Source organism: Streptomyces sp. NPDC020731, from assembly GCF_044334705.1.
Taxonomy (GTDB): domain Bacteria; phylum Actinomycetota; class Actinomycetes; order Streptomycetales; family Streptomycetaceae; genus Streptomyces.
Window position 1 is genome coordinate 389,721 of sequence record NZ_JBIRTN010000002.1, and the last position, 22,940, is coordinate 412,660.

Annotated in this window: 21 protein-coding genes and 1 tRNA gene; 17 read left to right on the forward strand and 5 right to left on the reverse strand. The window is 70.8% G+C overall.

Translation table 11 applies throughout. From position 1 onward, the window contains the following. The first annotated feature begins 109 nt into the window (after positions 1-109). Complete coding sequence (locus ACH4VX_RS04510; protein WP_398365837.1) at positions 110-970, forward strand: class I SAM-dependent methyltransferase; 861 nt, start codon at positions 110-112, stop codon at positions 968-970. 822 nt (positions 971-1,792) lie between these two features. Here the strand turns inward: ACH4VX_RS04510 and ACH4VX_RS04515 are convergent. Then, entirely contained in the window at positions 1,793-2,014 is a 222-nt protein-coding gene (locus tag ACH4VX_RS04515; protein ID WP_398365838.1) for a hypothetical protein, read from the reverse strand. On the opposite strand from ACH4VX_RS04515, the gene ACH4VX_RS04520 reads away from it, so the two are divergent. Continuing rightward, positions 1,985-2,767, forward strand: a complete 783-nt coding sequence (locus ACH4VX_RS04520) for a DUF6086 family protein (RefSeq protein ID WP_398365839.1) — start codon at positions 1,985-1,987, stop codon at positions 2,765-2,767. The genes ACH4VX_RS04515 and ACH4VX_RS04520 overlap by 30 nt on opposite strands. On the opposite strand, the gene ACH4VX_RS04525 is transcribed toward ACH4VX_RS04520, so the two are convergent. The 4 genes from ACH4VX_RS04525 to ACH4VX_RS04540 form a co-directional block, all read right to left on the reverse strand. Then, entirely contained in the window at positions 2,706-3,308 is a 603-nt protein-coding gene (locus ACH4VX_RS04525) for a YdeI family protein (RefSeq protein WP_398365840.1), read from the reverse strand. The genes ACH4VX_RS04520 and ACH4VX_RS04525 overlap by 62 nt on opposite strands. Before the next feature lie 301 nt (positions 3,309-3,609). Beyond that, positions 3,610-4,068, reverse strand: a complete 459-nt coding sequence (locus ACH4VX_RS04530; RefSeq protein ID WP_398365841.1) for a MarR family winged helix-turn-helix transcriptional regulator — start codon at positions 4,066-4,068, stop codon at positions 3,610-3,612. Positions 4,069-4,359: 291 nt separating this feature from the next. After that, a complete protein-coding gene (locus tag ACH4VX_RS04535; protein WP_398365842.1) occupies positions 4,360-4,926 on the reverse strand; it encodes a hypothetical protein in 567 nt (188 codons plus the stop codon). Between the two features lie 376 nt (positions 4,927-5,302). Then, positions 5,303-5,374 (reverse strand) — tRNA-Arg (locus ACH4VX_RS04540). 132 nt (positions 5,375-5,506) lie between these two features. Between ACH4VX_RS04540 and ACH4VX_RS04545 the strand changes: the two genes are divergently transcribed. The 15 genes from ACH4VX_RS04545 to ACH4VX_RS04615 all read left to right on the forward strand — a co-directional run bounded on the left by ACH4VX_RS04545 (position 5,507) and on the right by ACH4VX_RS04615 (position 22,818). Next, positions 5,507-5,995, forward strand: coding sequence for a response regulator (locus tag ACH4VX_RS04545; RefSeq protein WP_398365843.1), 489 nt, complete (start codon positions 5,507-5,509; stop codon positions 5,993-5,995). 79 nt (positions 5,996-6,074) lie between these two features. Continuing rightward, positions 6,075-7,049: an ArgS-related anticodon-binding protein NrtL gene (nrtL, locus tag ACH4VX_RS04550; RefSeq protein WP_398365844.1), complete on the forward strand. Its 975-nt coding sequence runs from the start codon at positions 6,075-6,077 to the stop codon at positions 7,047-7,049. 16 nt (positions 7,050-7,065) lie between these two features. Then, positions 7,066-8,457: a diaminopimelate decarboxylase gene (lysA, locus tag ACH4VX_RS04555; protein WP_398365845.1), complete on the forward strand. Its 1,392-nt coding sequence runs from the start codon at positions 7,066-7,068 to the stop codon at positions 8,455-8,457. 155 nt (positions 8,458-8,612) lie between these two features. Further along, positions 8,613-9,905, forward strand: coding sequence for a homoserine dehydrogenase (locus ACH4VX_RS04560; protein ID WP_398365846.1), 1,293 nt, complete (start codon positions 8,613-8,615; stop codon positions 9,903-9,905). 6 nt (positions 9,906-9,911) lie between these two features. Further along, complete coding sequence (gene thrC, locus ACH4VX_RS04565; protein ID WP_398365847.1) at positions 9,912-10,970, forward strand: threonine synthase; 1,059 nt, start codon at positions 9,912-9,914, stop codon at positions 10,968-10,970. Between the two features lie 342 nt (positions 10,971-11,312). Then, positions 11,313-12,230 (forward strand): homoserine kinase, encoded by a 918-nt coding sequence (gene thrB, locus ACH4VX_RS04570; RefSeq protein ID WP_398365848.1) that lies wholly within the window; start codon positions 11,313-11,315, stop codon positions 12,228-12,230. 420 nt (positions 12,231-12,650) lie between these two features. Next, complete coding sequence (rho, locus tag ACH4VX_RS04575) at positions 12,651-14,699, forward strand: transcription termination factor Rho (protein WP_398365849.1); 2,049 nt, start codon at positions 12,651-12,653, stop codon at positions 14,697-14,699. Positions 14,700-15,025: 326 nt separating this feature from the next. After that, the gene (locus tag ACH4VX_RS04580) at positions 15,026-16,126 is read left to right on the forward strand and encodes an LCP family protein (protein WP_398365850.1); all 1,101 of its coding nucleotides are present in this window, start codon (positions 15,026-15,028) and stop codon (positions 16,124-16,126) included. Between the two features lie 196 nt (positions 16,127-16,322). After that, positions 16,323-16,544: a 50S ribosomal protein L31 gene (rpmE, locus tag ACH4VX_RS04585; protein ID WP_397637750.1), complete on the forward strand. Its 222-nt coding sequence runs from the start codon at positions 16,323-16,325 to the stop codon at positions 16,542-16,544. A 105-nt stretch (positions 16,545-16,649) separates the two neighbouring features. Beyond that, positions 16,650-17,726 carry a peptide chain release factor 1 gene (prfA, locus tag ACH4VX_RS04590; RefSeq protein WP_398365851.1) on the forward strand — a complete coding sequence of 359 codons (1,077 nt, stop codon included), beginning with the start codon at positions 16,650-16,652 and terminating at the stop codon, positions 17,724-17,726. A 27-nt stretch (positions 17,727-17,753) separates the two neighbouring features. Next, a complete protein-coding gene (prmC, locus tag ACH4VX_RS04595) occupies positions 17,754-18,599 on the forward strand; it encodes a peptide chain release factor N(5)-glutamine methyltransferase (RefSeq protein ID WP_398365852.1) in 846 nt (281 codons plus the stop codon). 53 nt (positions 18,600-18,652) lie between these two features. Beyond that, a complete protein-coding gene (locus ACH4VX_RS04600) occupies positions 18,653-19,300 on the forward strand; it encodes an L-threonylcarbamoyladenylate synthase (RefSeq protein ID WP_398365853.1) in 648 nt (215 codons plus the stop codon). After that, positions 19,297-19,974: a protein-tyrosine-phosphatase gene (locus ACH4VX_RS04605; protein WP_398365854.1), complete on the forward strand. Its 678-nt coding sequence runs from the start codon at positions 19,297-19,299 to the stop codon at positions 19,972-19,974. Before ACH4VX_RS04600 ends, ACH4VX_RS04605 begins: the two co-directional genes overlap by 4 nt. Before the next feature lie 144 nt (positions 19,975-20,118). Further along, entirely contained in the window at positions 20,119-21,354 is a 1,236-nt protein-coding gene (gene glyA / locus ACH4VX_RS04610; protein WP_398365855.1) for a serine hydroxymethyltransferase, read from the forward strand. Positions 21,355-21,492: 138 nt separating this feature from the next. Next, positions 21,493-22,818, forward strand: a complete 1,326-nt coding sequence (locus tag ACH4VX_RS04615) for an MraY family glycosyltransferase (protein ID WP_398365856.1) — start codon at positions 21,493-21,495, stop codon at positions 22,816-22,818. The last annotated feature ends 122 nt before the right edge of the window (positions 22,819-22,940 follow it).

The following is a 22,940-nucleotide window of genomic DNA, read 5'->3' on the forward strand; positions in this document are numbered from 1 at the left end:
GACCTTCCCCCACATCTAGACTGTGAGATGGAATTTATATATGTGAACATCAGTGAGTGATTCAAGTGATTCAGCGGTAGGGATGGGCCGACAGGGCACCATGGGCCGTATGGCCGAGAACCGGATCGTGAACACCCACCAGTCCGAGGCGTGGAACGGCTACGAGGGCCGGCACTGGGCCGACCACCAGTCGCGCTACGACAACCTCAACGACCCCGCCAACGCCCCGCTCCTGTCCGCCGCCCGCATCCGGCAGACGGACAGGGTCCTCGACATCGGCTGCGGCAACGGACACCTGACCCGGCTGGCCGCCCGCACCGCGGACCACGCCGTCGGAGTCGACCTGTCCGCACCCATGCTGGAACGGGCCCGCGCGAGCACCGCCGCGGACCACCTCACCAACGTCACCTACCTCCGGGCCGACGCCCAGGTGCACCCGTTCGAGCCCGCGGCCTTCGACGTAGCCCTGAGCCGCTTCGGCATCATGTTCTTCGCCGACCCGGTCGCCGCGTTCACGAACATCGGACGTGCCCTGCGCCCGGGCGGACGCCTGGCCTTCGTCTGCCCGCAGTCCGTCGACCGCATGGACCAGTCGGTGATCTTCGCGGCGGTGGCCGAGCACGTGACCCTGCCCGACTTCTCCGAGAAGACGGAGACGGGCCCCGCCGCCTTCGCCGACCCGGCACGCACCACACACGTCCTGGGCGACGCCGGCTTCGACGCGGTCGCCGTCGCTCCCCTCGAAGTGCCGCAAGGGTGGGGCCGGGACGCGACGGACGCCGCCGCGTTCCTCTTCGGCTGGGGCCCGATGCGCCACTGGCTGCGCGACGCCGACCCCGAGGACGTCGACCGCGCCCGCCAGGCCGCCGCCGACGCCTTCCGCCCGTACGAGACGCAGGACGGCGTACGCCTCACGGCCCGCCACTGGCTGGTGACGGCGACCTGGCCGGGCGCCCCGGGATCCGCGTGACCCCACCGGCGCACCCCGCCGCCGGAGCCGTCGCGCTGTCCAGGGGCCGCCGTGCAGCGGCCGACGGCGAACCGGACTCGGCGGTGCAGGTGGTCAGGCGCCGGCCGTCGTCCTCGGACTCACCCGGGCCGGCGAGAAGGGAGGGGGCTCGCCGGACGCGCTGCTTGTCACTGGCGGTGGGCGTGGCGCCGCTACTGGTGTTCCACGCCGTCGAGCGCAGGTCGTCCGCGCCGCCGGTCTCCTTCGTCCTGCCCGGCGGACGGTCCACGGCCCGGGGCAACGTCGCCGGCCTGTGCTTCGGTGTCATCGGCACGGTCGTCGGCATCGGCACGGTCGTCGGCGGTGTCACGGCCCCGAAGGCCGTCAGGCGTCTCGGCACCAAGCGCGCACCGATCGCGGGAGGCGTCCTCCTCGGCGCCCTCGAGGGCACGCTGTCTCTGCGCGGCGCCCGGTCGAGCGCACGCCGACCGGTCGCCTTCACGACCGACGGGCGCCGGCCTCAGTTGCTCTCGCAGCAGGCGAACCTGCTGCGACTGCGCGACGTGGGGTACACCGAACCACCGTCCCGGACGGTGGCCGGCCGCCTCGGTTTACGCGGCGCCCGCACCCGGGGCCGACCCCGGCTCGTCCTGCGACGCGAAGAACTCGTCGTCGCCGAAGTCCGGGGCGTGGAAGGGACGTGTCGCGGGAGGCGGTGCTGCGACGGAAACAGGGCGAGGGGCCCCTTCCGGGGCGGAGAACTGCGAGGTCAGGTCGATGAGGGGCTCCCATTCGTTACAGGTTCGTGCGGGACCCGGCGCGCTGTGACCGGGCACAGCGGTCCTACAGCTTGGTCATCTTGGAGTACGGGCTCAGGATCCGCAGTTCCGACGAGCCGAAATTCACGACCACGGCGATCCCCTCCTCGATGCTGACGACCCGACCGAGGCCGTACATGTCATGTGTGACCTGGTCGCCCACGGCGAACTGCTTGGGAGGCAGCGCGACCGGGGCCTTGAAGGGGCTGGTGGGCAGATGGCGTTTGGGTGCAGAAGACTTTGTCATTGTCACCAGTATGCGCCTGCCGCGGAGGTCGGAGTCGAAGATGCCCCTCGGGATCGGCGGATCCGGGCCGCGTCAGGGCCCCTGTTGGCCGGGTGCCCGCCGACCACCCGGGCTTCCAGCCTGTGCCGGGACGGCTGCGCGGGGCGGGGGAAAATCCGTGGTGAGCATGTACCTCGACAGCGGCCACGAGACGCTGTGGAACCCGTCGAACGGCGACCGCCGCCTCTTCCGGCGACAGATCGAGGCCTTCGAGGCGGAGTTCACACTGGCCTCGGAATCGGCCGGGGCGGACACCGGGGCGACCCGGACACGCTCGAGGCCGATCCGGCCGCGTACGCCGGGTTCGTGCGCGCCCTGGTCACCTGGCACTGCCGGACGGAACACTCCGTGGTCCGCGCCCTCTCCGAGGGCTTCACGGTGACGGTGCTCGCACTCGCACGGGGCGCTACGAGACCGCCCGGCTCCGGGGGCCGGCTGCACTCGGGACAGGCCGGGGCGCCGTCGGCCATACGGCGGACCCTGGAGAGGGGCCGGGAACCGGTCCCCGTACCGGAAGCCCTCTGGGACCGGGGCGGGTGCCGACGGGTGACCGGTGCCTTGCGGTGTCCTGTGTGGGGCTGCCCTTTCCCGGCGCAGGAGGACGGGAAGGCCGCGGCGGCCTGTGCCCGGGCCGCCCGGACAGCGGTGCGGCTCAGCCGGTCCCCTGCTCGGACTCCAGCTTCGCCACCGCCCGGGCCAGCCGCGTGGCCCTGAGTTCGGGCGTCCTCGCGCGCAGGAGTTGGAGGATCACGAGGTACCGGTCCGTCCTGCCCAGCTGCTCGAAGCGTCGCGCCGCCCGGGAGCCGGGGGCCAGCGCGGCGGCGAGGTCGTCGGGCACGGTCGCTTCCTTCTGCGAGGGGTACGCCGCCGCCCACCGTCCGTCCGCCTGCGCGGCCCGCACCTCGGCGAGGCCGGGCTCCCGCATTCGCCCGGCCGCCGTCAGCGCCTCGATCTTGCGCACGTTGACCTGGGACCAGTCGCTGCCCCGGCGGCGGGGCGAGATCCTCTGCAGGTAGTACACCGCGTCGAAGGACTCGCGCCGGCCGTCGATCCACCCGTAGCAGAGGGCGACGTCGACGACCTCGGCGGCCGTGACCGACTCGATGCCCGAGCTCTTCTTCGCGAGCTTCAGCCAGAGGTCCGGCCGCACCCCGTGCTGGCCTTCGAGCCAGGATTCGAGATCCTCGGCACACGCGAAGACCAGCGGCTCCGTGCCCGCTTCGCCCGCAGGGCCGGATGTCGGTGTGCCCGCCATGGTGGTACCGCCTTCTTCGGGTTTTCGGGTCCCTCGGAATCGAGGTCGTACCCCACACGCTAGGCACCTTCTAGGACAGAAAGTGTCCTAGACCCGGTTCTGCGGTCGGCGGTTCACGTGACGTGATGGCGACCGGTTCGTCGGGCCGTTCGCGGGACTGGCTCTGCCACCGGAGACGGTTGGAACTGGCGAGCCGGGCGAGGGTGACATCCGTGCGCCGGCACCGGATCCAGGACCGGACCAGCCACTGCCGTGCCCGAGTCGCACGCGCTCACTCGCCGTGAAACCACCAGCCGTCGCACTAGTGGTGCCAAGCCCGCCCGCCCGTGTTGTGGATGAACCGCTGCAACACCTTGAGGGTGGTCAGGTACTCCTCGTCGGAGATACCCGCGTGCCGTTCCGCCCAGAGCTCTTCCTGAAGGGCCGCGGCCTTGTCGTAGAACGGCCTGCCCTCAGCCGTGATGCCCAGGCGTCCCTCGGCATCCTCGGTGATCCAGCCCTGGGCGATGATCGCGTCGATCTCTGACTCCATGGTTTCCCGGCCGGCGTCGAGGTAGTTCAGAAGCAGACGGGACACTTCGTCACGGGTCTTGACGGTGTCGGCGCGCGCGACCTGCGCGAGGACCCACCACTGCGGTTGGGTGATGCCGATCCCGGCGAGGGCGGCCCGGGTGCGGGTGACGACGGCCCTGTAGGCCGCCCAACTCCAATAGCCGATGGGCTGCTTGATCAGGTCGGTGTCGCTGTGCGAATACTCCATGGCCGGGTCTCCTGCCGCTGTCCGAGTCGGTTCGAGATCGACCGTAGAAGCTCAACTGGACTTGAGGTCAAGGGTGTGCCGGTCAACTCCTCCGAGGACGGTCGCCAGGACGTCGCCAGCCGCAGGATCGCCGAACTCCTCGGCGACGACGACGGCCAGGAGGACGGGCACCCGGGCGAGACCTGATCTCGACCTGCCTGCGTTGCACTCACAGGCATGACGGCCCCCGGACCCCGGTCCGGGGATCTTCGGTTTCGCGGACGGCAGCTGTGGATGAGTTGCTTGCGCCCTTCACCCGTGGGCGCGGCGCCTGTAATAGTGCACGGTTACCGCGCCGAGCAGCGGCCCCCAGGCTGCCATGGGTAGATAGCAGGCGGTCATGAGCCAGTTCCCCCACGGCGTGATGTCCATTTCAGCGTGCAGGGTCGTCCAGATGAGAAGCACGCCGTAGACGCTGCAGGCGACTGCGCCGAATGCGGCCGGCACAACCGCGGCGAGGATCGGGACCGGACGGCCTCCGAGGTACGGCAGCCAACGCGGCCACACCTCACCCCACGGACGCACCAGCCCGAGTGTCAGCCAGGCCAAGCCCTCTTGGGCCAGCGACAGCAAGGGCAGCACCAGCAGGCCCCAGCCGGGTATGAGCATCGCGTCGTACTCGGACTGTCCCAGGCCGAGCGGTATGCCCAGCACCGCGGCGAGACGCCACAACGCCGACGGCAGAGATGCCCAAACAACCGCTGCGGCCGCGCGTCTCGCCCAGCCCGGGACGCCGGAGACCGTCCGGCCCAGAGCGCGGCCGGGTAAGTGCCCCTTGTTCACGGGGCCATTGGCGGAGAGGGAGGCAATGGCGGGCATGCGGCACGCTCCTCGATCAGAGATGTAGTGCGGTGCCCTTGATGCTTCCGCGGTCCCCTACCGCTTTCGTCCGGCCAGGGTATGCACCGCCTCCACCACAGGACGTAACCGCAGCGTCGCCGCATCAGCCTCGGGACGTATGCGTGGGTGCCGTCGCCCACTGCTGCGCGGACTCGTGTCGCCCGCTCCCGCCCACGTAGCCATACCGCGGCGCTTTCTCGGTTCGACCTGCGGTTTTCTGTTCCGCGGCCAGTCCACGCATAGTCCACAGCACCTGACATACGGCCGCTCCGAGTGGCACACGCCTGCACATACGCGAAGACCCCGCACCCAGCGTTTCCGCTGGTGACGGGGTCTTCGGGCACCTCATGCAAGGTGCCCCCGGCAGGATTCGAACCTGCGCACACGGCTCCGGAGGCCGTTGCTCTATCCCCTGAGCTACGGGGGCGTGTCACCCGCGCGGTGATCGCGGCGACGGGTAGAACACTATCAGTTCCCGGAGGGTGGTCATGAACCCGTTTTCGCAGCAGGCGGCAGCCGGCCGGGGGCGGTCCGGAGCGCGGGAGGTCGCCCGTGCGGGGTGGAATGGGGGAAACGCCGGACGCGGTGGCCGGGGGCGACCTACTCTCGAGTCGTGCCAGGCGCGTCGGGCCGGGTTCTTGTTGTGGACGACAACAAGGTCATCCGGCAGTTGATCAGGGTCAACCTCGAGCTGGAGGGCATCGAGGTCGTGACCGCGGCCGATGGTGTCGAGTGTCTGGAAGTCGTCCATCAGGTGCGGCCCGATCTCGTCACCCTCGATGTCGTCATGCCGCGGCTCGACGGGCTCCGGACGGCCGCCCGGCTGCGTAGCGATCCCCGCACCAGTCATCTTCCGCTCGTCATCGTCAGTGCCTGCACTCGGTACGAGGTCGAGAGCGGGCTCGATGTCGGCGTGGACGCCTTCCTCGCCAAGCCCTTCGAGCCCGGGGAACTCGTCCGACTCGTTCAGCGGTTGATCGACGGGCCCCTCGGGCGCGTTCACGGGCCCGGGGACGCCGAGCCTGCCGCCGGGCACGCCGGAGGGTGAAACCGGTGGCCGTCCACATCCCGGGATCGCGGCCGAACTCATTCGTCTGCCCACCCCCCTCCTCCCCTACGCTTGTCCCGTGACCCCCGTCGAACTCTCCCGCACCGTGCTGCACGCGGTGCGCCGTGCCGTCGACGAGGGGGAGCTGAGGGTGGTGCTGCCGGAGAAGGTCCTCGTCGCGCCTCCCGGGCCCGGAGGGTGCGGGGACTACGCGACCAATGTCGCCCTTCAGCTCGCGCGGCCGGCCGGGCAGCCGCCCCAGCGGGTCGCCGAGATTCTCCGGCCTCGTCTTCTGCGCACCCCTGGCATCAGTGACGTCGTCGTCACCGGGCCCGGGTTCATCAACATCAGCCTCGCCGACGCAGAAGGGCCCGTCGGGCTCGTTCGCGAGATTCTGAGGTGCGGTTCCCGGTACGGGCACGGTGACGCCCTGGGCGGTCACACCGTCCGGCTGCGACCGGCCCGTGAGGTGCGTGCCGTCGTTCAGGTCGAGGCTCTCGTCCGTATTCTTCGGTCGCAGGGCGCCGTCGTTCATGTCGATGACGACCACCGTGATGTCGTCGTCCGGCCCGTCCCGGCGCCCGCCGATCCCCTCCCGCTCGGCCCCGACGCCGCCCGCTGGGCCTTGCTGTACCCCGCCCCGCACGATCGGCCCCGGGTCGGTGACGAGCATCTGGTGCAGCGGGAGAGCAATCCCCTCTTCCGGGTGCGGTACGCCCACGCCCGCACCCGGGCGCTCCTGCGCAACGCCGCCGATCTCGGGTTCGGGTCCGAGCCCGGTCCCGTGGCGGAAGCGCAGTCGTTGTTCCAGGTCCTCGCCGACCACCCCCGTGTCCTCGCGGCCGCCGCCACCCACCGTGCGCCCGACCGGCTCGCCCGGCAGCTCGTCGCCGTCGCCGACGCCGTGCCGCCCCTGCTTACCGCCGTGCTGCCCCTCGGCGACGAGAAACCCTCGGCCGCCCACCGTGCCCGGCTCGCGCTCGCCGACGCCGCCGGGACGGTGCTGGCCGGCGGCCTGTCCCTGCTCGGTATCGACGCACCCGACCATCTCTGAGAGAGACACGCGAAGAATGAGCCGTTCCGCACATCCCGCCGGGCCCCGTCACGCCGACGTCCTCCCCGAGGGGCACTACTCCGCACCGCCCACCGACCTCAACGCCCTCGACTCCAAGGTGTGGGCCGAGACCGTCACGCGTGACGAGGACGGTGTGCTCACCGTCGGCGGGATCGACGTCAAGCGGCTCGCCGAGGAGTTCGGCACCCCCGCCTACTTCCTCGACGAGGAGGACTTCCGGGCCCGGGCGCGGGCCTGGCGTACCGCCTTCGGCGGCGACGCCGACGTGTTCTACGCCGGCAAGGCGTTCCTCTCCCGGGCCGTCGTGCGGTGGCTGGACGAGGAGGGGCTGAACCTCGACGTCTGTTCCGGGGGCGAACTCGCCACCGCCCTGTCCGCCGGGATGCCCGCCGAGCGGATCGCCTTCCACGGCAACAACAAGTCCGTGGCCGAGATCCGGCGGGCCGTCGAGGCCGGGGTCGGGCGGATCGTGCTCGACTCGTTCCAGGAGATCGTCCGGGTCGCGCACATCGCGCAGGAGCTCGGCAGGCGGCAGCGGGTGCAGATCCGTGTCACCGTGGGCGTCGAGGCGCACACGCACGAGTTCATCGCCACCGCCCACGAGGACCAGAAGTTCGGCATCCCGCTGGCCGGGGGGCAGGCGGCGGAGGCCGTACGGCGGGCCCTGCGGCTGGACGGGATCGAACTCATCGGGATCCACTCCCACATCGGGTCGCAGATCTTCGACATGTCCGGGTTCGAGGTGGCCGCGCACCGGGTGGTGGGGCTGCTCAAGGACATTCGCGACGAGCACGGGGTCGAGCTGCCCGAGATCGACCTCGGGGGCGGCCTCGGGATCGCGTACACCAGCGACGACGACCCGCGCGAGCCGCACGAGATCGCCAAGGCGCTGACCGAGATCGTCACCCGGGAGTGCGAGGCCGCGCGGCTGACGACCCCCCGGATCTCCGTGGAGCCCGGGCGGGCCGTCGTCGGGCCCACCGCCTTCACGCTCTACGAGGTCGGCACCATCAAGCCGCTGGACGGGCTGCGGACGTACGTCTCCGTGGACGGCGGGATGTCGGACAACATCCGCACCGCGCTGTACGACGCCGAGTACAGCGTCGCCCTGGCCTCCCGGGTCTCCGACGCCGAGCCGATGCTGTGCCGGATCGTCGGCAAGCACTGCGAGAGCGGGGACATCGTGGTGAAGGACGCCTTCCTGCCGGGGGACCTGGCGCCGGGCGACCTCATCGCCGTACCGGCGACCGGGGCGTACTGCCGGTCCATGGCCAGCAACTACAACCACGTCCTGCGTCCGCCCGTCGTCGCCGTCAGGGACGGCGAGGCGCGCGTGATCGTCCGACGGGAGACGGAGGAGGACCTCCTCCGTCTCGATGTCGGATGAGCGACGACAAAGACCGTGATCGGGTGACGGAAGATCTTCTGTCTCGTCGGTCATGAAAATGAAATAGATGTCTCACGATCCGGACCAAGGGAAGAAAGTCCCGTCCGGTGAGTGAGACTGGTGCAACCGAGACGGTAATCAGGAATCGAGGTCGGATGATGCGTACGCGTCCGCTGAAGGTGGCGCTGCTGGGCTGTGGAGTGGTCGGCTCAGAGGTGGCGCGCATCATGACGACGCACGCCGACGACCTCGCCGCCCGCATCGGGGCCCCGGTGGAGCTCGCCGGGGTCGCCGTGCGCCGCCCCGACAAGGTGCGCGAGGGCATCGACCCGGCCCTGGTCACCACCGACGCCACCGCGCTCGTCAAGCGCGGCGACCTCGACATCGTCGTGGAGGTCATCGGCGGGATCGAGCCCGCCCGCACGCTCATCACCACCGCCTTCGAGCACGGCGCGTCCGTCGTCTCCGCGAACAAGGCGCTGCTCGCCCAGGACGGTGCCGCGCTGCACGCCGTCGCCGAGGAGCACGGCAAGGACCTCTACTACGAGGCCGCCGTCGCCGGCGCCATCCCGCTGATCCGCCCGCTGCGCGAGTCGCTCGCCGGGGACAAGGTCAACCGGGTGCTCGGCATCGTCAACGGCACGACCAACTTCATCCTCGACAAGATGGACAGCACCGGTGCGGGGTATCAGGAGGCGCTCGACGAGGCCACCGCGCTCGGGTACGCCGAGGCCGACCCCACCGCCGACGTCGAGGGCTTCGACGCCGCCGCCAAGGCCGCCATCCTCGCCGGGATCGCCTTCCACACGCGGGTGCGCCTCGACGACGTCCACCGCGAGGGCATGACCGAGGTCACCGCCGCCGACTTCGCCTCCGCGAGGGAGATGGGCTGCACCATCAAGCTGCTCGCCATCTGCGAGCGGGCCGAGGACGGTGCGTCGGTCACCGCGCGGGTTCATCCGGCGATGATTCCGCTCAGTCATCCGCTGGCCTCCGTGCGCGGCGCCTACAACGCCGTGTTCGTCGAGTCGGACGCCTCCGGGCAGCTGATGTTCTACGGGCCCGGTGCCGGTGGTGCGCCGACCGCCTCCGCGGTGCTCGGGGACCTCGTCGCCGTGGGGCGCAACCGGATCAGCGGGACCACCGGGCCCGGTGAGTCCGCGTACGCCGCGCTGCCCGTCTCGTCGATGGGCGAGGTCGTCACGCGCTACCACATCAGCCTCGACGTGGCCGACAAACCGGGTGTTCTCGCCCAGGTCGCGACCGTGTTCGCCGAGCACGGTGTCTCGATCGACACGGTTCGCCAGCAGGGCAAGGACGGTGAGGCCTCCCTCGTCGTCGTCACGCACCGTGCGTCCGACGCGGCCCTCGGCGGGACCGTCGAGGCGTTGCGCAAGCTCGACACCGTGCGCGGTGTCGCCAGCATCATGCGGGTTGAAGGAGAGTAACCAGCAATGACCCACCAGTGGCGCGGAATCATCGAGGAGTACCGGGACCGGCTGCCGGTATCCGACACCACGCCGGTCGTGACGCTCCGTGAGGGCGGCACGCCGCTCGTGCCCGCGCAGGTGCTCTCCGAGCGCACGGGCTGCGAGGTGCACCTCAAGGTCGAGGGCGCGAACCCGACCGGGTCCTTCAAGGACCGCGGTATGACCATGGCCATCAGCAAGGCCAAGGAGGAGGGCGCGCAGGCCGTCATCTGCGCCTCCACCGGCAACACCTCCGCCTCCGCCGCCGCGTACGGCGTGCGCGCCGGGATGGTGTCCGCCGTCCTCGTGCCGCAGGGCAAGATCGCGCTCGGCAAGATGGGCCAGGCGCTGGTCCACGGGGCGAAGATCCTCCAGGTCGACGGCAACTTCGACGACTGCCTCACGCTGGCCCGCGCACTGAGCGACAACTACCCGGTGGCGCTGGTCAATTCGGTCAATCCGGTACGGATAGAGGGGCAGAAGACCGCCGCCTTCGAGATCGTGGACATGCTGGGCGACGCACCCGACATCCACGTCCTGCCGGTGGGCAACGCGGGCAACATCACCGCGTACTGGAAGGGGTACAAGGAGTACGCCGCCGACGGGATCAGCACGAGGACGCCGCGCATGTGGGGGTTCCAGGCCTCCGGCAGTGCGCCGATCGTGCGCGGCGAGGTCGTCAAGGACCCGTCGACCATCGCCACCGCCATCCGCATCGGCAACCCGGCCTCGTGGGACTTCGCGCTCGCCGCGCGGGACGAGTCGGGCGGCGCCATCGACGAGGTGACGGACCGTGAGATCCTGCGCGCCTACCGGCTGTTGGCCTCGCAGGAGGGCGTCTTCGTCGAGCCCGCGTCCGCCGCGTCGGTCGCCGGTCTACTGAAGGCCGCCGAGCAGGGCAAGGTCGACCCGGGGCAGAAGATCGTGTGCACCGTCACCGGCAACGGCCTGAAGGACCCGGACTGGGCCGTCGCCGGCGCCCCGCAGCCGGTCACCGTCCCCGTGGACGCCGCGACCGCCGCCGAGCGGCTCGGCCTCGCCTGACGCCGGCGGCGGCACGCGACGTCGTCCGCAGAACCGGCGTAAGGGCGCGTCCACCTGGGGAAGTTCCCTACAGGGGGTGCACAGGGGGCTTGCGACACGCATCGTGCGCCTCCTGTGCGCCCTATGTCGCCACTGAACCTTCCTTCGATAGGCTGTACCGAACCCGCCCACCGCGTATGCCGCGGTATCGCGGCGTCTCCGTGGTCCGGAAAGCGGCCCGGAGCGGTCCGGGAAGCGGCCGGCCACCCCGGTCGGCGGCGATCCCAGGGGGTTTTCGTACGCCCTCGAATGTCCATCGAATGTCATTCGACAGTCACGCAGCTCAAGGAGAGTCTTCGAGCGATGGCCGGTCCCGCCTTCCGCGCCGCCGCCGTCCGGGTGCGCGTCCCCGCCACCAGCGCCAACCTCGGCCCGGGATTCGACGCCCTCGGCCTCGCGCTGGGTCTCTACGACGACGTGGTCGTCCGGGTGGCCGAATCCGGGCTGCACATCGACATCGCCGGTGAGGGCGGCGAGACCCTGCCGCGCGACGAGCGCCATCTCCTCGTACGCTCCCTGCGCACCGCCTTCGACCTGCTCGGCGGACAGCCGCGCGGCCTGGAGATCGTCTGCGCCAACCGCATTCCGCACGGTCGCGGCCTGGGCTCCTCCTCCGCCGCCATCTGCGCCGGGATCGTCGCCGCCCGCGCCGTGACCATAGGCGCCGAGGCCAGGCTCGACGACACCGCGCTCCTCGAACTCGCCACCGAGATCGAGGGTCACCCCGACAACGTCGCGGCCTGTCTGCTGGGCGGTTTCACCCTGTCCTGGATGGAGGGCGGCGCGGCCCGGGCGATCAGGATGGAGCCCGCCGATTCCATCGTTCCGGTGGTTTTCGTGCCCGGGAAGCCGGTTCTCACCGAGACCGCGCGCGGCCTGCTCCCGCGCACCGTGCCGCATGTCGACGCCGCCACCAACGCGGGCCGTGCCGCCCTGCTCGTCGAGGCCCTGACCAGGCGCCCCGAGCTGCTGCTGCCCGCCACCGAGGACCGACTGCACCAGGAGTACCGCGCCCCGGCCATGCCCGAGAGCGCCGCCCTGGTGGAGCGGCTGCGCGGGGACGGCGTCCCCGCGGTGATCTCCGGCGCCGGACCCACGGTCATGGCGCTGGCGGACGCGGAAACGGCCGACAAGGTCGAAGCATTGGCCGGCAACGACTGGGCCGCCAATCGGCTCAGCCTCGATGTGCAGGGCGCGAGCGTGCTTCCGCTCGCCACCTGACACACGGTTGCCGGATTTGGAGAGGGGGAATGTTTGTTGGATCCGGTAGTGTTAATCTCAAGTCTGCACCCGACCCCACCATGGCGAGGTGCCTCGTGTCCCCGTCCGGGACAGACATTCTTCCGGGAGTTCCCCAAGCCGCACTCTGTTCTCTGCTTCGTATGCGGGCAGTACGTCGTACGCGGACACTGAACGGCCCGACGGTGGGGGCATCCCCTCTGGGGGAGCTCCGGAACCGGTGCGACCACGCCACGTGACACTCGGTGTCACGGCTCGAGGAAGCGCCATCACCAGATATCTCTTCCGCCGCTCAGGCGGACAACCGCCTCGGCACGGTTCACACAGCAAGGACCGATGCCGGACAGCACAACCGGTCGCCGAGCCAGACAGGCCGACGTCCGCTCCAGGGAAGGACCCTTCGTGAGCGACACCACCGATCTGATGGGCGCACGTGTCGAGGAGACCGCTGCCGCGCCCGCCACGGACGCTTCCGCGCCTGCCACCGGTGCCGGCTCCCGGCGGCGCCGCGGTACCGGCCTCGAGGGCATGGTGCTGGCCGAGCTGCAGCAGGTCGCATCCGGTCTCGGAATCAGGGGCACCGCGCGCATGCGCAAGAGCCAGCTGATCGAGGTCATCAAGGAGGCGCAGGCCGCCGGTGGGGGTACCCCCTCCGGGGGAGCCGCCCCGGCCAAGGCCGAGTCCGCCGCCGAGACCAAGCCCAAGCGCCGCGCCACCTCCCGGACCCGTACGGGCGAGGCCGCCGAGAAGAAGGCCGACGCGAAGGCCGAGAAGGCCACGGCCCAGCAGCAGATCGAGATCCCGGGCCAGCCCTCCCCGAAGGCCTCGGCCGAGCCGGCCGAGGAGGCCGCCCCCGAGCGCCGCCGCCGTCGCGCCACCGCCGACGCGGGTGCTCCGGCCGCCGCCGCGACCGAGACGGTCGCCGCCGAGGCGAAGGCCGAGCCCAAGGCCGAGACCCCGGCCCAGCAGCAGCCGCAGCAGGGCGACGCCAAGGGTGACCACGAGGGCGGCGAGGGCCGCCGCCGCGACCGCCGTGAGCGCGGCCGTGACCGTGGCGACCGCGGTGATCGTGGTGATCGCGGTGACCGCGGGGATCGTGGGGATCGCGGTGACCGTCGCAGCAAGGGCGACGACCAGCAGCAGAACCAGGGCGGCCAGGGCCGTCAGCAGAACCAGCAGGGTGGCGGCGGCCGTCAGGACGACGGTTACGACGACGACGGCGGCCGTCGTGGCCGTCGCGGGCGCTACCGCGACCGCCGTGGCCGTCGTGGCCGCGACGAGGTGGCCCCCGAGCCGCAGATCACCGATGACGACGTCCTGATCCCGGTCGCCGGCATCCTCGACATTCTCGACAACTACGCGTTCATCCGGACCTCCGGCTACCTGCCCGGTCCGAACGACGTGTACGTCTCCCTCGCCCAGGTCCGCAAGAACGGCCTGCGCAAGGGCGACCACCTCACCGGTGCCGTGCGCCAGCCCAAGGAGGGCGAGCGCCGCGAGAAGTTCAACGCGCTGGTGCGTCTCGACTCCGTCAACGGCATGGCGCCCGAACACGGCCGTGGACGGCCGGAGTTCAACAAGCTGACGCCGCTGTACCCGCAGGACCGCCTCCGCCTGGAGACGGACCCCGGCGTCCTCACCACCCGCATCATCGACCTCGTCGCACCCATCGGCAAGGGCCAGCGCGGTCTGATCGTGGCCCCGCCGAAGACCGGCAAGACCATGATCATGCAGGCGATCGCCAACGCGATCACCCACAACAACCCCGAGTGCCACCTGATGGTCGTCCTGGTCGACGAGCGTCCGGAAGAGGTCACCGACATGCAGCGGTCGGTCAAGGGCGAGGTCATCTCCTCGACCTTCGACCGCCCGGCCGAGGACCACACCACGGTCGCCGAGCTCGCCATCGAGCGCGCCAAGCGCCTGGTGGAGCTGGGTCACGACGTCGTCGTGCTGCTCGACTCGATCACGCGTCTGGGCCGTGCGTACAACCTCGCCGCCCCGGCCTCCGGCCGCATCCTGTCCGGTGGTGTCGACTCGACCGCCCTGTACCCGCCGAAGCGCTTCTTCGGTGCGGCCCGCAACATCGAGGACGGCGGCTCGCTGACCATCCTCGCCACCGCCCTGGTGGACACCGGGTCCCGCATGGACGAGGTCATCTTCGAGGAGTTCAAGGGCACCGGCAACGCGGAGCTCAAGCTCGACCGGAAGCTCGCCGACAAGCGCATCTTCCCCGCGGTGGACGTCGACGCGTCCGGCACGCGCAAGGAAGAGATCCTGCTCGCCCCCGACGAGCTCGCCATCGTCTGGAAGCTGCGCCGGGTGCTGCACGCCCTCGACCAGCAGCAGGCGGTCGAACTGCTCCTCGACAAGATGAAGCAGACCAAGTCGAACGCCGAGTTCCTGATGCAGATCCAGAAGACGACGCCGACGCCGGGCAACGGCGACTGACGTCGGGCCTTCCGCCGAAAGGGCCGCTCCCGCGAGGGAGCGGCCCTTTCGCGTGCGGCGAGAGCCTCGCCACGACGATGCCCGTCGAGACCGCGATCGCGCGGTACGCCCCCTTCGGCCGACCCGCAGGTCGGCGGGGCGTCCGCCGGTTCCGCACGGACCCCCTCGCACCCGGTCGCGCCCAGGCCCGGCACAGCTCGCCGTGCGACCCTGTCCCGCGTTTCCCAGTCCGCCCCGAAGGCGGGACGATGGGTGTCGTACGGCTGCGAAGGCCAGGTCCGACACCGGGCACAGGGGCGATCGACCGAAGACGATCCGAGGAGCACATGTCTGCCGAGAGCACACCGGGCCACCGGGGCAAGGGGCGCCGGCGCGCAACGCGTGACAAGCGGCACCGGGGCCTGAAGGCCGCGGCCTGGACCGTCGCCGGCATCGTCGTCCTCGGCGGCACCGGCGCCGGATACGTGTACTTCAAGCTCAACGGCAACATCGAGAGCCTCGACATCGACCAGGCCCTCGGCACCGACCGGCCCGAGAGGGTCGACAACGGCTCCGAGAACATCCTCGTCCTCGGCTCCGACACCCGCTCCGGGGGCAACGAGAAGCTCGGCGGCGGCGCCGACGACGGAAGCGCCCGCTCCGACACCGCGATGGTCGTGCACGTCCACGAGGGCCACAGGAAGGCGAGCGTGGTCTCCCTCCCGCGCGACACCGTCGTCGACCGTCCCGAGTGCACCGACACCGACGGCGGCACCCACCCCGCGGCGAGCGGCGTGATGCTCAACTCCGCCTACGCCACGGGCGGGGCGGCCTGCGCGGTGAAGACCGTCGAGTCGATCACCGACCTGCGCGTGGACCACTACCTGGAGGTCGACTTCACCGGCTTCCAGAAGCTCATCGACGAACTCGGCGGCGTCGAGGTCACCACCGGCGAGGACATCGACGACCCCGACAGCCATCTGGAACTCGAGGCCGGCACCCACCGGCTCGACGGCGAACAGGCCCTCGGCCTGGTGCGCACCCGGCACGGCGTCGGCGACGGCTCCGACCTCGGCCGCATCCAGCTCCAGCAGGCCTTCGTGAAGGCCCTGGTGCGGCAGGTCGAGGAGGTCGGTGTCCTCACCCACCCCAAGAAGCTGTACAACCTCGCCGACACCGCCACCAAGGCCGTCACCACCGACTCCGACCTGGGCTCGGTCAACTCCCTGATGTCCTTCGCGGCCGGCCTGGAGAACATCACCCCCACCAACATGCACATGATCACCATGCCGGTCCGGTACGACCCGGCCGACGGCAACCGGGTCCTCCCCCTGGAGGAGAGGTCCGAGCTGGTGTGGGACGCCCTGAAGAACGACAGGCCGATCCCGGAGAGCGCCACGCGGGACACGGCTGCCGGAGAAGCGAAGGGCGTGATCGACGCCGGGTGAGGGGCGGGGGGCGGTACCGGTGTGCGGCTCCGCCGCGTGGGCGCGACCGGCCCCCGCCGGCCCGCAGGGAATAGATGACGACAACCCCCCGTTTTGGGGGATGGCCCCAGTCCTGGCAGACTGGTACGTCGGCCCCGGTTCACGCTCCCGCATCCCGCGGATGCGACCCGGCGCCCTCCCGAACCTAGGAGACACCTTGAAGCGCGACATCCACCCCGAGTACGTCGAGACGCAGGTCAGCTGCACCTGCGGTGCGTCGTTCACCACCCGCAGCACGATCTCCGGCGGCAACATCCGCGCCGAGGTCTGCTCCGAGTGCCACCCGTTCTACACGGGCAAGCAGAAGATCCTCGACACCGGCGGCCGTGTGGCCCGCTTCGAGGCCCGCTTCGGCAAGGCCGCCGGCTCCAAGAAGTAGCGAGCCCCATTTCGCCGGTCCACGGCCCTGCCCCCGCCCGGGGCAGGCCGGGACCGGCGTTTTTGGTCGCCCGTCCCTTCACCCACGTATCAGCAGGAGCCCAAGATGTTCGAGGCAGTCGAGGAACTCGTCGCCGAGCACGCCGACCTGGAGAAGAAGCTCGCCGACCCGTCGGTCCACGCCGACCAGGCCAACGCGCGCAAGCTGAACAAGCGCTACGCCGAGCTCACCCCGATCATCGCCACGTACCGCTCCTGGAAGCAGACGGGCGACGACATCGGGGCCGCGCGCGAACTGGCCGCCGACGACCCCGACTTCGTCGCCGAGGTCAAGGACCTGGAGCGGCAGCGCGAGGAGCTCACCGAGAAGCTCCGCCTGCTGCTGGTCCCGCGCGACCCCAGCGACGACAAGGACGTCATCCTCGAGATCAAGGCGGGCGCGGGCGGCGACGAGTCCGCCCTGTTCGCCGGCGACCTGCTGCGCATGTACCTGCGCTACGCCGAGCGCGTCGGCTGGAAGACCGAGATCATCGACGCCACCGAGTCCGAGCTCGGCGGCTACAAGGACGTCCAGGTCGCCGTGAAGACCAAGGGTGGCCAGGGCGCCACCGAGCCCGGCCAGGGCGTGTGGGCGCGGCTGAAGTACGAGGGCGGCGTGCACCGCGTGCAGCGGGTGCCGGCCACCGAGTCGCAGGGCCGTATCCACACCTCCGCGGCGGGTGTCCTGGTGACCCCCGAGGCGGAGGAGGTCGACGTCGAGATCAACCCGAACGACCTGCGCATCGACGTCTACCGGTCCTCCGGACCGGGCGGCCAGTCCGTCAACACCACCGACTCCGCCGTGCGCATCACGCACCTTCCGACCGGAGTCGTCGCTTCCTGCCAGAACGAGAAGAGCCAGCTGCAGAACAAGGAGCAGGCACTGCGTATCCTGCGCTCCAGGCTCCTCGCGGCGGCGCAGGAGGAGGCGGAGCGGGAGGCCGCCGACGCCCGTCGCAGCCAGGTCCGTACCGTCGACCGCTCCGAGAAGATCCGTACGTACAACTTCCCGGAGAACCGCATCTCGGACCACCGCGTCGGCTTCAAGGCGTACAACCTGGACCAGGTCCTGGACGGCGACCTCGCCGCGGTGATCCAGGCCTGCGTCGACGCGGACTCGGCCGCCAAGCTCGCCGCCGCGTAAATCCCGTAGACAGCCCGGAGGACCGTCGTGAACCTGCTGCTCGCCGAGGTGGCCCAGGCCACCCAGCGGCTCGCCGACGCCGGCGTACCCTCGCCGCGCACCGACGCGGAGGAACTCGCCGCGTTCGTGCACGGCGTCAAGCGCGGACAGCTGCACGGTGTGAAGGACTCCGACTTCGACGCCCGGTACTGGGAGGTCATCGCCCGCCGTGAGGCCCGCGAGCCGCTCCAGCACATCACCGGGCGGGCGTACTTCCGCTACCTGGAGCTCCAGGTCGGTCCCGGGGTGTTCGTGCCGCGCCCCGAGACCGAGTCGGTGGTCGGCTGGGCGATAGACGCCGTCCGCGCGATGGACGTCGTCGAGCCCTGCATCGTCGATCTTTGCACCGGCTCCGGCGCCATCGCGCTGGCACTGGCCCAGGAGGTCCCGCGCTCGCGCGTGTACGCCGTGGAGCTGTCCGAGGACGCCCTGACGTGGACCCGCAAGAACATGGAGGGGTCCAGGGTCGAGCTGCGCCAGGGAGACGCCCTGGCGGCCTTCCCGGACCTCGACGGCCAGGTCGACCTGGTCGTCTCCAATCCGCCGTACATCCCGCTCACCGAGTGGGAGTACGTCGCACCGGAGGCCCGCGACTACGACCCCGACCTGGCCCTGTTCTCCGGTGAGGACGGACTCGACCTGATCCGCGGCCTGGAACGCACCGCGCACCGGCTGCTGCGGCCCGGCGGGGTGGTCGTCGTCGAGCACGCCGACACCCAGGGCGGGCAGGTGCCGTGGATCTTCGCCGAGAACCGCGGCTGGACCGACGCGGCCGACCACCCCGACCTGAACAACCGCCCCCGGTTCGCCACCGCCCGCAAGGCGCTGCCGTGAGCGTCCCGCATACTTCATCCCCCCAGCAGCACCCGTACGAGGAGGCCCGCTAGATGGCTCGGCGATACGACACCAACGACGCGACCGACCGCACGACCGGTCTGCGTGAGGCCGCCTCCGCCGTCCGCCGGGGCGAGCTCGTGGTGCTGCCGACGGACACCGTGTACGGGATCGGCGCCGACGCGTTCACCTCGGAGGCCGTCGCCGATCTGCTGGATGCCAAGGGCCGGGGCCGCAACATGCCCACGCCCGTCCTCATCGGCTCCCCGAACACCCTGCACGGCCTGGTCACGGACTTCTCCGAGATGGCCTGGGAACTGGTCGACGCCTTCTGGCCGGGCGCGCTGACGCTGGTCGCCAGGCACCAGCCGTCGCTCCAGTGGGACCTCGGGGACACCCGGGGCACGGTCGCCGTACGGATGCCGCTGCACCCGGTCGCCATCGAGCTGCTCACCGAGGTCGGGCCCATGGCCGTCTCGTCCGCCAACCTCACCGGTCACCCGGCGCCGGAGAACTGTGACGCCGCGCAGGAGATGCTCGGTGACTCCGTCTCCGTGTACCTGGACGGCGGTCCGACGCCCGGCAACGTGCCCTCCTCGATCGTCGACGTCACCCGGCCCGTGCCCGTGCTGCTGCGCGAGGGAGCGATCTCGCCGGAGGAACTGCGCAAGGTGGTACCCGACCTCGAGGTGGCGAATTGACGGCCCCTGAGTCGGGGCGTGGCATAGGCAACGGGGAATCCAGTGCGGAGATCACGACGACCTTCGGGTTTCCGCGCGACACCTTCCGCATCCTCCACGTCAGTACCGGAAACGTGTGCCGCTCGCCCATCACCGAGCGGCTGACCCGGCATTTCGTGAGCCAGCGGCTGGGGATCCTGGGTGGCGGGCTGATCGTGGAGAGCGCGGGGACCTGGGGACACGAGGGCGCGTCCATGGAGGCCCATGCGGAGACCGTGCTGGCGGAGTTCGGGGCGGATGCGTCGGGGTTCGTGGGGCGTGAGCTGCTGGACGAGCATGTGATCCGGGCGGATCTGGTGCTGACGGCCACGCGGGACCACCGGGCGCAGGTCATTTCCATGGGGCATTCGGCGGGGCTGCGGACGTTCACGCTGAAGGAGTTCACGCGGCTGGTCGACGCCATCGATCCGGCGACCCTGCCGCCTCTGGACGAGGGGCTGGTGATGCGGGCGCGTGCGTTGGTGCGGGCTGCCGCGGCTCTACGCGGGTGGCTGTTGGCGCCGACGGCCGAGGCGGACGAGGTGTACGACCCGTACGGGGCGCCGCTGACGTTCTTCCGGTCCATCGGGGACGAGATATTCGAGGCGCTGGATCCTGTGGTGACGGCGTTGACCGGGGTTCCTGCTCGGGCATAGGCGTCCGGCTGCCGGGGTGGGTTCACAGGGCCTCCGGCGTTGTTCCGCCGTGCCCACCCTCCCCCACCGCCCTGCGGAACGACTGCCCACGGCGAGGTGTGGCAGCGGGGGCGTTTTCGGGGTGTGCGGCCTACATTGGGCGTTATGACGGTCGGGCATGCCCTTGAGGTCGATGTCGTGCGGCGGCAGGATCCTGAGCTTGCCGATGTGCTGCTCGCGGAGCGTGAGCGGCAGTCGAGCACGCTGCAGCTGATCGCCGCCGAGAACTTCATGTCGCCGGCCGTGCTGGCCGCGCTCGGCTCACCGCTGGCCAACAAGTACGCCGAGGGATATCCCGGCAACCGGTACCACGGCGGCTGCGAGGCCGTCGACGTCGCCGAGCGCCTCGCCGTGCAGCGGGCCACGGCGCTGTTCGGTGCCGAACACGCCAACGTGCAGGCGCATTCCGGCTCGTCCGCCGTGCTCGCCGCGTACGCCGCCCTGCTGCGCCCCGGCGACACCGTCCTCGCCCTCGGCCTGCCGTACGGCGGCCATCTCACCCACGGCTCGCCCGCCAACTTCTCCGGCCGCTGGTTCGACTTCGTCGGCTACGGCGTGGACGCGGAGAGCGGGCTCATCGACCACGACCAGGTCCGCGCGCTGGCCCGTACGCACCGCCCCAAGGCGATCGTCTGCGGCTCCATCGCCTACCCGCGCCACCTCGACCACGCCTTCTTCCGCGAGGTCGCCGACGAGGTCGGCGCCTATCTCATCGCGGACGCCGCGCACCCCATCGGCCTGGTCGCCGGGGGAGTGGCGCCCAGTCCGGTGCCGTACGCGGACATCGTGTGCGCGACGACGCACAAGGTGCTGCGGGGTCCGCGCGGCGGGATGATCCTGTGCGGCGGCGAGCTGGCCGAGCGCGTCGACCGTGCCGTCTTCCCCTTCACCCAGGGCGGCGCCCAGATGAACACCGTCGCGGCCAAGGCCGTCGCGTTCGGGGAGGCGGCGACACCGGCGTTCGCCGCGTACGCGCACCAGGTGGTCGCCAACGCGCGGGCGCTGGCCGCCGCGCTGGCCGCCGAGGGGCTGGTCGTCACCACCGGCGGCACGGACACCCACCTGATCACCGCCGACCCGGCGCCGCTCGGCGTCGACGGACGCACCGCGCGCGGCCGGCTCGCGGCGGCCGGGATCGTCCTGGACTGCTGTGCGCTTCCGCACGACGACCGCGGGCTGCGCATGGGCACGGCGGCGGTGACCACGCAGGGCATGGGGGCGAGGGAGATGACGTTCGTCGCGGGGCTGCTGGCGAGCGTCCTGCGGGGCGGCACCGAGCCCGCGAGGGCCCGGGAGGACGTACGGGAACTGGCCGCGGCGTTCCCGCCGTACCCCCACTGAGCGGGCCGGTTCCGGGGCGGGCGCCACGGACGCACCGTCACGCGTGCAACCATCGGCACTATCCGGAAGTCCCCACTCGTATGCGCGCCTCGCTAGGGTGTGGGGCTGTGATGGCCAGCGAGACCTGTGGGGAAGCCCGTGCGTGAATACCTGCTGACGCTCTGCATCACGGCCGCGGTGACGTATCTGCTGACAGGGCCGGTACGGAAATTCGCGATCGTGGCCGGGGCGATGCCGGAGATCCGGGCACGTGACGTGCACCGGGAACCCACTCCGCGGCTCGGCGGTATCGCCATGTTCTTCGGGCTGTGCGCGGGCCTGCTGACCGCCGACCACCTCACCAACCTCAACCAGCTCTTCGAGAAGTCCAACGAGCCGCGGGCGCTGCTCTCCGGGGCGGCGCTGATCTGGCTGATCGGTGTGCTGGACGACAAGTTCGAGATCGACGCGCTGATCAAGCTGGGCGGCCAGATGATCGCCGCGGGTGTGATGGTCATGCAGGGTCTGACGATCCTGTGGCTGCCGATCCCGGGCGTCGGCTCGGTGGCGCTCACCCAGTGGCAGGGCACGCTGCTCACGGTGGCGCTGGTCGTCATCACCATCAACGCGGTCAACTTCGTGGACGGCCTGGACGGTCTCGCGGCCGGCATGGTGTGCATCGCGGCGGCGGCGTTCTTCCTGTACGCCTACCGCATCTGGTACTCGTACGGCATCGAGGCGGCCGCCCCGGCGACGCTGTTCTCGGCGATCCTGATGGGCATGTGCCTGGGCTTCCTGCCGCACAACATGCACCCGGCGCGGATCTTCATGGGCGACTCCGGCTCGATGCTCATCGGGCTCGTTCTCGCCGCCGGCGCGATCTCCGTCACCGGGCAGGTCGACCCGGACGCGCTGAAGCTGTTCGCCGGTTCGGAGAAGGCGGCCGTGCACCAGACGGTGCCGGTCTACATCCCGCTGCTGCTGCCGCTGACCATCATCGCGGTGCCGGCCGCCGACCTGATCCTGGCGATCGTACGGCGCACCTGGCGCGGCCAGTCGCCGTTCGCGGCGGACCGGGGTCATCTGCATCACCGGCTGCTGGAGATCGGCCACTCGCACAGCCGGGCGGTGATGATCATGTACTTCTGGTCGGCGCTGATCGCCTTTGGCGCGCTGACCTACTCCGTGAACTCGGCGTCGATGTGGATCGTGCTGAGCGTCGTCATCCTCTCCACGATCGGCCTGTTGCTGCTTCTGCTGCCCCGCTTCACGCCGCGCGCCCCGCGTTGGGCGGAGGCCTTCGTGCCTCCGCGCTACCGCCGTCGCCGGGCGGCCCCGGACGCGGCCCCGGACGCGTCGACCCCGGCGGACCCCGAGCCCACCGACGAACACCGCACCCCGGTCGCCGCGGGCGTCTCCGGTGTCAACGGCGCGACCGCCGTCGGCTCCCGCGCACGCCTGGCCGACCGATCACGGTCAAGGTAAGAATCCGACTAGAGCATTGCCAAGTCGTTGGGTTCCGATGGGTCCCCGTTGGGTGTATGAATCGCCCTAATACCAGACAAAGAGGCCGGATTCTCGCTCAGACGCGCAGGTTCACTCTCATG